Source organism: Bacillus sp. FJAT-53060 (assembly GCF_037104745.1).
GTDB lineage: Bacteria > Bacillota > Bacilli > Bacillales > Bacillaceae > Bacillus > Bacillus stratosphericus_B.
In genome coordinates this window covers 1-13,641 of record NZ_JBAWSW010000003.1, presented here as the reverse complement: position 1 = coordinate 13,641, position 13,641 = coordinate 1, and the positions used below count along the sequence as shown (strand labels likewise).

12 protein-coding genes, 1 pseudogene and 1 other annotated feature are annotated in these 13,641 nt (G+C 41.9%); of the genes and pseudogenes, 1 reads left to right on the top strand and 12 read right to left on the bottom strand.

Annotation, left to right across the window (positions count from 1 at the left end; all coding sequences use genetic code 11):
- Positions 1 to 7: 7 nt before the first annotated feature.
- The 10 genes from alaS to cymR form a co-directional block, all read right to left on the bottom strand.
- Complete coding sequence (gene alaS, locus WAX46_RS02285) at positions 8 to 2,644, bottom strand: alanine--tRNA ligase (RefSeq protein ID WP_336493299.1); 2,637 nt, start codon at positions 2,642 to 2,644, stop codon at positions 8 to 10.
- Between the two features lie 80 nt (positions 2,645 to 2,724).
- Positions 2,725 to 2,933, bottom strand: a binding site (T-box leader).
- A gap of 43 nt (positions 2,934 to 2,976) precedes the next feature.
- Entirely contained in the window at positions 2,977 to 4,041 is a 1,065-nt protein-coding gene (locus tag WAX46_RS02280) for an AI-2E family transporter (protein ID WP_336493298.1), read from the bottom strand.
- A gap of 213 nt (positions 4,042 to 4,254) precedes the next feature.
- Positions 4,255 to 4,386, bottom strand: a complete 132-nt coding sequence (locus WAX46_RS02275) for a YrzQ family protein (RefSeq protein ID WP_226568718.1) — start codon at positions 4,384 to 4,386, stop codon at positions 4,255 to 4,257.
- Positions 4,387 to 4,406: 20 nt separating this feature from the next.
- On the bottom strand, positions 4,407 to 4,598 hold the full coding sequence (locus WAX46_RS02270) for a hypothetical protein (protein WP_336493297.1): 192 nt from the start codon (positions 4,596 to 4,598) through the stop codon (positions 4,407 to 4,409).
- 13 nt (positions 4,599 to 4,611) lie between these two features.
- Positions 4,612 to 5,127 carry a prc-barrel domain-containing protein gene (locus WAX46_RS02265; RefSeq protein ID WP_336493296.1) on the bottom strand — a complete coding sequence of 172 codons (516 nt, stop codon included), beginning with the start codon at positions 5,125 to 5,127 and terminating at the stop codon, positions 4,612 to 4,614.
- Between the two features lie 31 nt (positions 5,128 to 5,158).
- Positions 5,159 to 7,543, bottom strand: a complete 2,385-nt coding sequence (recD2, locus tag WAX46_RS02260; RefSeq protein WP_336493295.1) for an SF1B family DNA helicase RecD2 — start codon at positions 7,541 to 7,543, stop codon at positions 5,159 to 5,161.
- Between the two features lie 19 nt (positions 7,544 to 7,562).
- On the bottom strand, positions 7,563 to 8,216 hold the full coding sequence (locus tag WAX46_RS02255; RefSeq protein WP_226568028.1) for a tetratricopeptide repeat protein: 654 nt from the start codon (positions 8,214 to 8,216) through the stop codon (positions 7,563 to 7,565).
- Between the two features lie 61 nt (positions 8,217 to 8,277).
- Complete coding sequence (mnmA, locus tag WAX46_RS02250; RefSeq protein ID WP_226568029.1) at positions 8,278 to 9,396, bottom strand: tRNA 2-thiouridine(34) synthase MnmA; 1,119 nt, start codon at positions 9,394 to 9,396, stop codon at positions 8,278 to 8,280.
- A gap of 94 nt (positions 9,397 to 9,490) precedes the next feature.
- A complete protein-coding gene (locus tag WAX46_RS02245) occupies positions 9,491 to 10,633 on the bottom strand; it encodes a cysteine desulfurase family protein (protein WP_226568030.1) in 1,143 nt (380 codons plus the stop codon).
- An 18-nt stretch (positions 10,634 to 10,651) separates the two neighbouring features.
- Positions 10,652 to 11,071, bottom strand: coding sequence for a cysteine metabolism transcriptional regulator CymR (gene cymR / locus WAX46_RS02240; RefSeq protein ID WP_226568031.1), 420 nt, complete (start codon positions 11,069 to 11,071; stop codon positions 10,652 to 10,654).
- A gap of 208 nt (positions 11,072 to 11,279) precedes the next feature.
- Here cymR and WAX46_RS02235 point away from each other — a divergent pair, with 208 nt between their 5' ends.
- A complete protein-coding gene (locus WAX46_RS02235; RefSeq protein WP_226568032.1) occupies positions 11,280 to 12,545 on the top strand; it encodes a replication-associated recombination protein A in 1,266 nt (421 codons plus the stop codon).
- 128 nt (positions 12,546 to 12,673) lie between these two features.
- Here the strand turns inward: WAX46_RS02235 and WAX46_RS02230 are convergent.
- Positions 12,674 to 12,808: pseudogene (locus WAX46_RS02230) on the bottom strand (IS3 family transposase); the annotation flags it as partial.
- Between the two features lie 174 nt (positions 12,809 to 12,982).
- The coding region (locus tag WAX46_RS02225; RefSeq protein ID WP_336493294.1) for an IS3 family transposase at positions 12,983 to 13,641 on the bottom strand (659 nt) is incomplete at its 5' end.

Below are 13,641 nucleotides of genomic sequence, written 5' to 3'. Positions count from 1 at the left end.
TGACAGATTATAAAACGGATTTGACAGATTCTTTCACAGTTGCCAGTGCTTCTTCAAGCTTTTCTGGTTGTTTTCCACCTGCTTGAGCCATATCTGGACGGCCGCCTCCGCCTCCACCGCAGATTTCTGCTGCCTGCTTGACAAGCTTCCCTGCATGAAGACCTTTTTCGATGACGTTTTTTGTCACACCTGCTGAAATGTTTACTTTTCCATTTTGAACCGCTCCGAGTACGATGACAGCTGACCCTAATTTCGCTTTTAAGTCATCTACCATTGTTCTTAAATGATTCATGTCTTTAGCATTGACTTTTTCAGTTAACACTTTTACTCCGCCAACATCTGTTACTTTTTCTAAAATAGAGCCTGCTTCTGCCTGACTTAATTTCGCAAGAAGAGATTCGTTCTCTCGTTGAGCCTCTTTTAAGTCTTCCTGTAATGATACGATTCGTTTTGGTACATCTTTCGTATTTGACTTAAGCTCGCTAGCCGCCTTCTCTAGAATAGCAAGCTGGTCATTTAATTCTCTATAGGCGCCTTTACCAGTTACAGCCTCGATACGGCGTGTTCCAGCACCAATACCCGATTCAGATGCAATTTTAAACAGACCGATTTCCGCAGTATTTTGCACATGGCAGCCGCCGCATAGCTCAATGCTGTAATCGCCTACTTGGACAATGCGGACAATATCGCCATACTTCTCGCCAAACAACGCCATTGCGCCCATTTCTTTTGCTTCAGCAATAGGTTTTAAGTCAATTGCAACAGAAATACCTTCCCAAATCTTTTCGTTTACGATTTTTTCAATCTGTGACAATTCTTCTTTTGTCACTTGTCCAAAATGAGAGAAATCAAAGCGAAGTCTGTTTTCATTCACCAAAGAGCCTGCTTGGTTCACGTGGCTGCCTAATACATCTTTCAGCGCCTGATGCAAGAGATGAGTCGCTGTATGGTTTTTCACAATGCCTTTTCGAAGAGCTGATTTCACTTCAGCAATCACTTCAAATCCTTTTTGGACCGTGCCGCTTACGACCAATCCTTCATGGACATGCTGACCATTTGGCGCCTTTTTCACATCTCTAATTTCAATGATGGCTTCTGCACTTTTTAATATCCCTTTATCTGCAACCTGTCCGCCGCTTTCTGAATAAAAAGGAGTTTCATCTAATAAGATTTGCACCGTGTCTCCTTCATGTGCTTCTGCAACCATTTCACCATTTTGAAGTAATTCAATGATCCGGGATGTCGTAGTTAAATTTTCATAACCAACGAAGGTACTCTCTACTTTAATATCACCTAGAGCACCTCCTTGAACCTTCATACTGCCGACATCTTGTCTTGCATTTCTTGCACGTTCACGCTGCTTCTCCATCTCCGCTTGGAAGCCATCTCTATCGACTGTCATGTTCTCGTCTTCTGCATATTCTTCTGTCAGCTCGACAGGGAATCCATATGTATCGTAAAGCTTAAAAACATCTTGACCTGAAATTTGGGAGCTGCCTTTATCTCTTTCTTTTTTGATCACTTCTGACAAAATGGCTAACCCTTCATTCAGTGTTTCATGGAAACGTTCTTCTTCATTTTTGATCACTTTCGCAATAAATTCTACTTTTGCTTGTACATCTGGATAGAAATCCTTCATGATCTCAGCGACAACTGGTACAAGATCATACATAAATGGACGGTGGATATGGATGGTTTTTGCATAACGCACAGCACGGCGCAGCAAACGTCTTAATACATATCCACGGCCTTCATTGGAAGGAAGCGCTCCATCACTTACGGCAAAGGCAACAGTCCGAATGTGGTCAGCAATGACTTTAAATGATATATCCTTTTCCTTCGTTTCTCCATAGCTTTCTCCAGTGATTGTTTCCACCGCACGAATAATTGGCATGAATAGGTCTGTTTCAAAGTTCGTAGGGACGTTTTGAATGACAGATACCATTCGTTCAAGCCCCATCCCTGTATCAATGTTTTTCTTCGGTAGTGGTGTGTAAGTACCATCTGGATTATGGTTAAATTCAGAAAAAACGAGATTCCACACTTCTAAATAACGCTCATTTTCTCCCCCTGGATATAATTCCGGATCATTAATATCGCTACCGTATGCTTCACCGCGGTCATAGAAAATTTCCGTATTGGGTCCACTTGGTCCCTCGCCAATATCCCAAAAATTTCCTTCAAGGCGAATGATGCGTTCTTCAGGTACACCAATTTTATCTCTCCAAAGAATATACGCTTCTTCATCCTCTGGGTGTACAGTAACAGATAACAAATTCGGGTCAAAACCAATCCACTTGTCACTCGTTAAGAATTCCCATGCCCAATCAATTGCCTCTTCTTTAAAATAGTCACCAATAGAGAAGTTGCCAAGCATTTCAAAGAACGTATGATGGCGGGCCGTTTTCCCAACATTCTCAATATCGTTCGTACGAATGGACTTTTGCGCATTACAAATACGCGGATTGTCAGGAACCACACGGCCATCAAAGTATTTCTTTAATGTGGCTACCCCGCTGTTAATCCATAAAAGTGTTGGGTCGTCATGCGGCACGAGGGACGCACTCGGTTCTACAGCATGTCCTTTTTCTTTAAAAAAGTCTAAAAACATTTGACGTACTTGAGCAGAAGTTAAAGTTTTCATTCAAAAATCCTCCCTTTTCATTTCATCAATCTCACACAAACGAAAAAACATCCCCCCCTATGCAAGCATAAAACTACTTACACAGGGACGAGATGCTCTCGCGGTACCACCCTGATTATAGACATGTTCGTCTATCACCTTCACATCCGATAACGCCGGATAAGAGCGGCAGTGTTTATCTGCACTCGGGACTAGCTTCCGTTAAAGGTCTGATAAGGCTTTTCTCAGCAAAATAAAGCCTCTCTCTGCAACAGCTTTTTAACGTACTCGGGTCCGTCATTGAATTCAATATGTATGAATCGAAATTATTATAGACAACTCGGCTCGTCTTGTCAATGAACGCTTCGTCTCATGTGGATGTATTGGAGAATGATCACCCTGATAATAGCGGCGGATGGTACGGCTAAAATCATACCAATTAACCCAAATAGCTCTCCTCCTGCGAGCAAAACAAGCATAATGATAACAGGATGCATATGCAGACTTCTTCCAACAATCAACGGACTGAGGACACTACTTTCAAAAAATTGCAGCACAGCCACTGTGATCAGAACAATGATGACCGACTTTATCGAGATGGTAAAAGCAATAAATACAGCCGGAATTGCACCAATAATAGGCCCAAAATACGGAATCACATTCGTTGCTCCAATCAGCATACCTAGTACAAGCGGATAAGGGATATGAAATAGCCAGAGAACGATAGCTGCTGCTCCCCCAATTAATGAACAAACAAGCAATTGCCCTCTAATATAATCACCAAGAGAATCATCAACTGCTTTCACAAATGCATGTCCCCTCTTCCGAAATCTTGGCGGAGTTAAGTACCATGCTGCCCGTTTCATTGTATTCATATCTTTCACCATATAAAACACAAGAAAAGGAATGAGTGCTGCCACCAATGCGTAATCAAGTAATACTTTACAGCTTAAAATCATCCGCTCCGCTCCATTTGCTGCATACGTCTCGGATTGGACGATCAATCGATCAAGCCGATCATTCAGCCCGTCAGGCCAATGGCTTGTATGACGGTGAATATGAGATAAAGCGCCATTATAAGTTTCGGCAAGCACAGGAATTTGCTCTGACAGTTCATTTAACTGCGTGATCATCACTGGTGCTCCTTTATAGACCGCAAAACCGATTCCTCCAAAAAACAGCACATAAATCAATAAGAGACTGACTGTTCTTGGCAAGCCTCGCCCATGCAGTCTTTCAACAATTGGATAAAGCAAATAAGAAATAAAAATGGCGATGAGAAGTGGAATGAGAACAGCTTTTAGCAATAAAAAAATAGGCATCCATAACTCGTCGAGCTGAACCAAAATGAGTAAGGATGCAAGGACAAGCAATACACCTGCAGCATATATCAGAAACTGGATCGGACGTTTCTTCACCTATTTCACCTCTTTTCTTATTGTTTAACCAATTCCTGCAATTATCCATGTAAATAAAATTTGTCCTAACTTTGTAATGAAAACACATAAAACATACAGATCCATCCAAAATCACTGTTAGCTGTTAATTTCCGCTTATCCTTACTTGCACGCCGATTAGAGTACAGAAATAATGAAAGGACATCCGCCGCTTATAGTGGATGTCCATTTTGTTTAAAGCATTCGCATAACACGTTTTCTTAGCTTTTTCATATCCCGCTTAGATGGCATATCATATTGACTTGCAAAGTGATATGCTAGTGCGCCTGCACCAAGCGTTAATAGTGAAGAAGTCATTTTTCCCATTCGAAATTCCCCCTTAACACTTATAGTTGAATTGACCGTTCATCATCACTAAACAGATCATCTAAACTGCTTAGTGTACCGTCTTCCTCCACTTGGTGTGTAGATATTGTGCCTTTTGACAGCGTCAATTCAATAAAACAGCTCCAGCAATAATATTGATTGACCCCAATTTTTCCGATGTCTTTACATTTGCAATTTGGGCAAATGAGCATAATCAGCACCTCTTTACGTTCGGTTTAGAACTAGTGCTTCTTTTTCAACGTTCATCAAGGTTCCAGCAGCATACAGCTGTTTTCGAATTCCTGATAGCTCTGTAAAGAAGCCGTCCGAAAGTTCATATGCTACGATTGTGCCCGAATAAGCGCAAAAGTATACATCTTCCAAAATACCTAAATTTTCACTATTGGGTGCTTGCAGCATTTTCTTTTTTAATTTTGAAAATAAGAAGTATGGGGTAGAGGAATTCACACCGATCCCCTCCTGACAGCTCACATATAGACCTTTGTCTGTTAGCTTGTCGCCAGCTGAGAACGGAATGAATGCACAGTCTTTTTTTTCATCTAACATGTATCCCCCGCAGCTCCCGCCGGCTAATAAGCAAATATCTTTGATGGAACCAAGTGAATGAGACAGCTTATCTGTATAGATCGGTATTCCTTCAAGCTCTCGACATGTTCTCAAAATGTGATCAACCACCTTTTGCGGAACAGTCTTATCGTGTGCGTTTGTTTCATGACTCATACGAAGAAATGGCTTCCAAAGAGGAAGCCATTTACTCTTGCATAAAATCAAACGGAGTAATTCCCTCCATGCCAATATTTGCGTCATGTACGCTAAACGGAAGCTCTTTTTGGAGTGCTTCAAGCTCAGCATCCATGACCTGTTCGGTTTGGACAAGGCGCATCGTTAAGGACGTTTGTCTAAGGGAATCCCCATTATTTTTCACACCCCACTCAAGTGCTGATTCTTCCCCGCAAAGAATTAAAAATTTTTTACTTCTTGTGATGGCTGTATAAAGAAGATTTCGCCGAAGCATTCGATAATAGCTTCTCACGACTGGCAGCACAACAATTGGAAATTCACTACCTTGTGATTTATGGATGGAGCAGCAATAGGCATGGGTAAATTGATGAAAATCTTTTTTCGTAAAAGTGATTTCGTGTCCATCAAAGGAAATCACAGCCATGTCTTCTTTTTCTGTATTTTCTTTCGCATAAAAAATCGAGACAATTTCTCCAATATCACCGTTAAAAATATTGTTCTCCGGCTGATTCACAAGCTGAAGCACCTTATCCCCAGTCCGATATACTACATCACCAAATGGGATTTCTCTACCTTTTGGCTTTTTAGGGTTCAAAATGTGCTGCAGCATTTTATTGAGCTCATTGATGCCTGCTTTCCCTTTATACATCGGAGCAAGTACTTGAATATCTTTTGCTGAATAGCCTTTTTGAGCAGCATTGCTGACTACTTTCTCAATGACTTCTTTCATTTGATCAGCTGAACATTGAATAAAGGACCTGTCTTTTGAGCGTGCGGTAATATCTTTTGGTATTACGCCATTTTTCATATCATGTGCAAGCTCTACAATGGTCGAGCCATCTGCCTGACGGTAAATATCTGTTAATGTAACAGCTGGTACGGCATGTGACACGAGTAAGTCCCTTAAGACTTGACCAGGTCCGACAGATGGAAGCTGATGTTCATCTCCTACCATAATGAGCTGAATGTGGTCAGGGATTGCTTTAAACAAATGATTTGCAAGCCAAATGTCTAACATACTTGATTCATCAATGATGACAAGCTTTCCTTCAATCGGCTGATCCTCATCATGTGAGAACCCTTCTGATCCATTCCAGCCTAACAACCGATGAATCGTCACAGCCGGAAGCCCAGTTGATTCTGTCATGCGTTTTGCTGCCCGTCCAGTTGGTGCCGCAAGCACAAATGGAAATGTTTCATCCTTTTTATAATCGCTTGGATCAAGAGATACACCGTGAAGGTCGCTATAAAGCTCCACAATCCCTTTGATCACCGTTGTTTTCCCTGTCCCAGGCCCGCCTGTTAATAGCAGCATCGGAGACATAAGCGCTTTTTGAATCGCTTCCTTTTGGGTCGGAGCATACTGGACACCTAGCCGTTCCTCCAGCTCACCAAGTGCTAGAAGGAATTCTGATTCAGGAAATTGATCTGCATATTCGGTTTGGGAGACGATTTTTTGAATTCGTTTAGCAACACTTAGCTCCGCATAAAACAAGGACGGGTGATAGCAACGGTCATCTTCAATGATCATCTCTTTCCCTTCGCCAAATGCAATAATCTGATTGGCGACGTCCATTTCAGTCACTTTGTAATCATTACTTGTTTGATTGAGCAACTTACGGGTTTCGACGATCAGATCTTTCGTTTGTATGTACGTATGACCCTCCTGAAGGCTCGCAGTCTCCACTGTATAAAGCAGTGCTGCACGAATTCGCTCTGGGTCATTTCCTAATATGCCTGTTCTAGCGCCAAGCTCATCTGCTTTAATAAATCCAATTCCCTCTACATCTTTGACAAGTTGATAGGGGTTTTCCTCGATCTTCTGCATGGTTTTGCTCTCGTATACTTGGTAAATCTTCATACTGAGCTGAGGACCAAAGCCATATTGATTCAGGTTGATCATAATTTGTTCCAGCCCTTGATGTTCCTGAAGTGCTGCCGCCAGCTTATCTGCCTTCTTTTTTGATAGGCGCGGGACGTCATACAAAACAGACGGGTCACGCATCATTTTATGAAGCGTCTGATTGCCGAGCTTTTCCACTATTTCTTCAGCCGTCTTTTTCCCTATCCCTTTGAATAAATCACTTGACAGGTAATGAATGATTCCTTGCTTCGTTGTTGGCACTTCCTTTTGAAAATGAGTGGCCTGAAACTGCTCACCAAATTTCGGATGGCTTGTGACTTTGCCATAAAAGGTGTAGGTTTCCTCCTCATGAAGTGCTGGGAAGTACCCTGTGACAGATACCATTTTTTTCTCTAAGTTTTCTGATGTTTCAATGACTTTTACTTTTAACACCGAGTATAAATTACTTTCGTTATGGAAAATAACGGCTTGAACCGTACCTTTTAAAAACGGCTCATCCTCAAGCTTCATTTGATCTGGATGTTCCTGCACAGGTCTTCCCTCCTTCCGTCTATTCTGCGTCTTGAATCATCTTTTGTGCATGCAGTGCCAGCATATGATCAGGCTGCACGTCAATCGCTTTTCCTAGCATCTCAAGTGCTTCTTCCTTTTTCTCTAAATACGCATACGCAACCCCCAAATTATAAAAGGCATCTGCATGCTGCGGATCATGCGAGACCACTTGGGTAAAGGTCGTAACCGCTTCTTCCAGCATGTGTTCATTCGCTAAACACATACCAAATTGGAATCTTGCTTCATTATCTTTTTCGTTTAGTTCAATTGCCCGCTGAAGATATGGCATCGCAAGCTTTGGCTGCTCTAATTTGATGAGTGTTTGCCCTAACATATAAAACAAATCACTATTTTCCATTCCAGCTTTTAGTGCTAGTTCAAAATAGTCTTTGGCTTTCATAAAGTCTTCTTTTAATGTGTACACATTTCCTGCTCCGTAAAAGGCTGCAGCTGCCGTGTGATCAAGTTCAATCGCTTTTTGAAAGAAGTTTAAAGCGCGTTCAAATTCATTGATACTTGAAAGTAAATTCGCAAAATTGATATATGGAACTGGGTCTTTCGGGCTTTCTTCGATGGCTTTTGTAAAAGCTTCCGCTGCCTTTTCGATGTTCCCTTGATTTAATGATTCTATGCCGATCTCATTATGATTCATTTGCTTTCATCATCCTTTCATTAAAAAACCTCAACAGCGACGTTGAGGTTTTTAAAACATGTTACACATACGACAGCTTATGACCGTCTTTGAAGACATCGTCAATTGTACCGCCGCCAAGACATTCGTCGCCATCATAAAAAACTACCGCTTGTCCTGGGGTGACAGCACGAACAGGTTGATCAAAGATGACCATCGCTTCTTGCTCACCTGTCATTTTGACTTTCACATGGTGATCTTCTTGACGGTATCTGAATTTTGCTGTGCATGTTAATTCACCGTTTTCGCCGACAATATGAGGACGGGTCCAGCTCATATTGACAGCTGAAATACGTTCAGAATATAAAAGTGGATTGTGGAAGCCTTGTTCAACAAACAATACATTTTGCTCTAGGTCCTTCCCAACGACGAACCAAGGATCACCGCTTCCGCCAATGCCAAGTCCTTGACGCTGACCGATCGTGTAATACATCAGTCCATCATGTTCACCTTTTACTTCTCCGTCCATTGTCCGCATCATGCCAGGCTGTGCAGGCAAATATTGACTTAGGAATGTCTTAAAGTTCCGCTCACCAATAAAGCAAATGCCCGTCGAGTCTTTTTTCGTAGCTGTAGCGAGCTCTGCTTCTTTTGCTAATTCACGAACTCTTTTTTTCTCTAAATCACCGATTGGGAACATCACTTTATCAAGCTGCTTTTGAGTCAGCTGATTTAAGAAATAGGTTTGGTCTTTATTTGCATCAAGACCTCTTAGCATTTTGACTTCATCGCCAGTTCTGTCGACACGGGCATAGTGACCTGTTGCCAAATAATCTGCACCGAGTGACAACGCATGCTCAAGGAATGCTTTGAACTTAATTTCTTTGTTACACATGACATCTGGGTTTGGCGTTCTGCCCGCTTTATATTCATCAAGGAAATAATGAAACACTTTGTCCCAATACTGCTTCTCGAAATTTACTGCATAATAAGGGATTCCAATCTGGTTACAAACGCGTATGACATCCTCATAGTCCTCCGTTGCTGTACATACACCATTTTCATCTGTGTCATCCCAGTTTTTCATAAATATGCCGATCACATCATAGCCTTTCTCTTTTAATATAAGAGCAGCAACTGATGAATCGACTCCTCCGGACATACCGACCACAACTCTTGTGTCTTCTGGTCTTTTTGTCATCTTCATCAACTCCAATTTCAATGAAACAACGTGCGCGTTTCGTTCTTCAGGTGCCTGACTGTTTCATTCCTCACACAAGAACAAAGGGGAGCATTTATTTGGCTAGACGTTTGACAACAGCCGCCATCTTATGCGCCGCCTGCTTCACATGTTCCTCTTCATTTCCAAGACCGAAACTTATTCTGACTGAGGATGTCAGCTCTTTTGCTTCTTTGCCATACATGGCGCTTAATACGTGCGAAGGAAGGACAGATCCAGCCGTACATGCTGATCCGCTTGAAACAGCAATCCCTTCCATATCTAAGTTCACAAGTAACGATTCAATGGAGACTCCCGGGAAATGAACATTTAAAATGTGTGGCAATGTCTCTTTCGGATGTCCATTGATAGAGAAATCTAGTGATTCCTCTTCGAATACTTGGAGCATAGTTTCTTTGAGCTTACCATAATGCACTGCTTTTTCTCTTCTATTTTGTTTTGTTAATTGAACAGCTTCTGCCAGCCCAACGATTCCCGCCACATTTTCAGTGCCAGCACGGCGTTTTTTTTCTTGTTCTCCTCCGAATAACTGCGGAGAAAGTTTTACGCATTCGTTGACATATAAAAATCCTGTTCCCATCGGTCCATTTAGTTTATGGCCAGAAGCAGATAAGAGATTTATATGAAGATCTGTTACATCAATCGGCATTGTCCCAAACGCCTGTACCGCGTCTGTATGAAAATAAGCAGTGTGATCGTTTAAAAGTTCACCGATTTCTTTGATTGGCTGAATCACACCTGTTTCATTATTGCCGTACATGATGGTGACAAGAATCGTATCATCTCTCAGCTTTTGTTTTAATTGATCAAGATAAATCAATCCTGTGTCATCAACATCTAAATAAGTCACGTCAAATCCAAGCTTCTCTAACCGTTCACATGTATGCAAAACCGCATGATGCTCTGTTTTCACTGTGATGATATGTTTTCCTTCATGCTGCCTTGCCATTGCAACACCTGTGATCGCCAAATTATCTGCCTCTGTTCCCCCGCTTGTGAGGATGATCTCCTGCGGTTTACAGTGTAATTCTCCTGCAATCACTTCTCTTGCTTCATCAAGACTCTTTCTTGCCTCGCGCCCATATGAATGAATGCTAGAAGGATTGCCAAATATCTCTGTAAAGTAAGGCATCATCTTGTCCACAATACGCTGATCCATAGGGGTTGTGGCCGCATGATCAAAATAGATACGTTCCATTTCCGGTACACCTCTGATCTAAATATAGAACATATACGCCTCTTGATCCCCGTCACCTGTATAGCTTGCCAAGTCTTCAAGAGTTGTATTGTCTAGTACCTCTTTTACTGCATCACGAATACGAATCCATAGCTCACGCTTTGCTGGTTCTTCGTTTTCGATGACTTCAACAGGACTAATAGGTCCTTCTAATACACGAATAATATCACCAGCTGTGATTTTGTTTGGCTCATGAGCAAGAACATAGCCGCCATAAGCCCCGCGGATACTTTTCACAAGACGCGCATTGCGAAGGGGTGATACAAGCTGCTCTAAATAATGCTCAGACAAATCGTTGTTTTGAGCGATTGATTTTAATGATGTAGGGCCTTCGCCATGTTTTTTGGCTAATTCGATCATGATCGTCAGACCATATCTGCCTTTAGTTGAAATTTTCAAGTTAAACACCTCTGCGTTTTCTATTCTATGTCATCAATTATTTTGCTGATTTCATATACGCTGATATATAGACCAAAAGCAATTATATCATACTTTCAGCCAACTTTCATTTGTGGGTTCTGAGCTCTATAGGAGCACGCATCCCTTTTCTATTTGAAGAAATTTCGGTACGCTATACAAACAAGACATTGCTTTAGGAGAGATAATCATGAAACCTTTAGCGTATCGGATGCGCCCAAGTCATATTGAAGACATCATTGGGCAGGAGCATCTCGTTGGAGAAGGTCAAATTATTAGACGAATGGTGGAGGCGAAACATTTATTCTCAATGATTTTATACGGACCGCCGGGCATCGGCAAAACATCGATTGCGACTGCGATCGCTGGCAGTACAAGCATTGCCTTTCGCACATTAAATGCGGTCATTCATAACAAAAAAGATATGGAAGCTGTCGCCGCTGAAGCGAAAATGAGCGGTCAAGTCATCCTTATTTTAGACGAAGTCCACAGGCTAGATAAAGGGAAGCAGGATTTCCTCCTGCCTTATTTAGAAAATGGCATGATCATTCTAATTGGGGCAACTACAGCCAACCCGTATCATGCGATCAATCCCGCCATCCGAAGCCGAACACAAATATTTGAGCTAAAGCCGCTTGAAACAGAGCAAATCAAAGTCGCGTTAACAAAAGCTTTACAGGATGAACATCGGGGGCTTGGCGGCTATTCGGTAACAGTCGATGAGGAAGCGATGAATCATTTTGCAGGCGGGTGCGGCGGTGACGTGCGTTCTGCTTTAAACGCGCTAGAACTAGCCGTCTTATCGACAAAAGCTGATGACACTGGAAGCATCTTCATCACCCTGGCCACAGCAGAAGAATGTTTACAAAAAAAGAGCTTCTTGCATGATAAAAACGGTGATGCTCATTATGATGTCCTGTCCGCTTTTCAAAAATCCATTAGAGGATCTGATGTAGATGCGGCGCTTCATTACCTAGCCAGACTGATTGAAGTGGGAGATCTCGAAAGCATCTCAAGGAGATTACTCGTGATAGCTTACGAGGATATTGGTTTAGCCAGCCCGCAGGCACCCCCACGGGTGTTAAGTGCTGTTCAAACAGCTGAGAGGATCGGTTTCCCGGAAGCACGTATTCCGCTAGCCAATGCCGTCATTGAGCTATGTCTTTCTCCAAAATCAAACTCGGCTTATACAGCCGTTGATGCGGCGCTGCATGACATTCACACTGGAAAAATTGGTGAAGTTCCTGTTCATTTAAAAGACGCTCACTATAAAGGGGCGACAGCACTCGGGCGAGGCGTTGATTATTTATATCCACACGACTATGAAAATGGATGGGTGAAGCAGCAATATTTACCTGATCCACTTAAACATAAGCAATATTATGAACCAAAGCAAACAGGGAAATTTGAAGGTGCACTGAAGCAGGTCTATGAGAATTTAAAACGGCAGAAATGAAAAACCCCGCCAATTTGAAGTAACCCCTGTCAAGTAGACAGTGTTAAAAGACACTAAGCGGCCTAAGTCCTATATTGATATGGGCTCAGGTTGTTGTTTCAGGACCGTTGATGGTTGTGAAAATGGCTAAAGAAACTTTCTTTGCAAGCATTATCCCAACAGTTTCCTTTTCTCGACATACTGTCTTTCATTTGATATTTTTTGAGTAGATAGTGGTAGAGGCGGGATGTATATTGGAAACTCTGGTCGCTATGCAGGAGTACTCCTTTTACATTTCGTTTTGTCTACTACATGTGCGTAGCATACGTTTATGGTTGATATGTAGTCCATACATTTTTTCAACCATACCTCATGAGTTTCCGTGTTTTCCCTATAAAAAACCCCCTCCATTATAGACGGGACTGACCCCCGTTTTTGAGACAGGGATCAAAACACCTTTATACAGCCAATTGCCGATAGTTTATCGGTGATTGGTTGTTTAGTTTTGTTTGAATAAGAATGTTGTTATAATAATAAATGTATTCTTTGACAGTGCGTTCTACGATGGTGGTCGTAGTTCGATCAATCCTGTTAAGATAGAACGTTTCAGACTTTAGTGAGGAATGGAACGATTCGATGGAGGCATTATCAGCGGGTGTCCCTTTACGGGACATGCTCATGGTAATGCCTTTTATATGAACAGCTTTCTGATACTCGTAAGATGTATACACAGAACCTTGATCGCTATGTAACACGCAGTTCTTAGGCAGTGCTGGGAGCTGATCAAGTGTGTTTAAGATAAAGTCTGTGTCCTGCTTATCACCAATATTAAAAGCAATCACTTCTCCATTATATAAATCCAATATACTGGAAAGGTACAATTGTTTCTGTCCATAAGGCAAATATGTGATGTCCGTTACTAGTTTTTCAAGAGGACGATCAGATTGAAAGTTCCGATCCAGTATGTTACCGGCCACGGCATAGGGTTGCCCATTCTTCTTACGCTTTTTCATTTTAACACGGCATTGCCACTGGTTTTTCTGCATGATACGTTGAACAGTTTTATGGTTAATACGCATTCTCCTTTTTAGTATGGCTGTGATTTTTCGATATCCAT

Bases quoted from the DNA above. Each gene is read 5' to 3' on its own strand.
- WAX46_RS02235 (WP_226568032.1), top strand. From the start codon at position 11,280: ATGAAACCTTTAGCGTATCGGATGCGCCCAAGTCATATTGAAGACATC.
- mnmA (WP_226568029.1), bottom strand. From the start codon at position 9,396: ATGACAAAAAGACCAGAAGACACAAGAGTTGTGGTCGGTATGTCCGGA.
- alaS (WP_336493299.1), bottom strand. From the start codon at position 2,644: ATGAAAACTTTAACTTCTGCTCAAGTACGTCAAATGTTTTTAGACTTT.
- WAX46_RS02265 (WP_336493296.1), bottom strand. From the start codon at position 5,127: ATGAGTCATGAAACAAACGCACACGATAAGACTGTTCCGCAAAAGGTG.
- WAX46_RS02255 (WP_226568028.1), bottom strand. From the start codon at position 8,216: ATGAATCATAATGAGATCGGCATAGAATCATTAAATCAAGGGAACATC.
- WAX46_RS02245 (WP_226568030.1), bottom strand. From the start codon at position 10,633: ATGGAACGTATCTATTTTGATCATGCGGCCACAACCCCTATGGATCAG.
- WAX46_RS02270 (WP_336493297.1), bottom strand. From the start codon at position 4,598: ATGCTCATTTGCCCAAATTGCAAATGTAAAGACATCGGAAAAATTGGG.
- WAX46_RS02275 (WP_226568718.1), bottom strand. From the start codon at position 4,386: ATGGGAAAAATGACTTCTTCACTATTAACGCTTGGTGCAGGCGCACTA.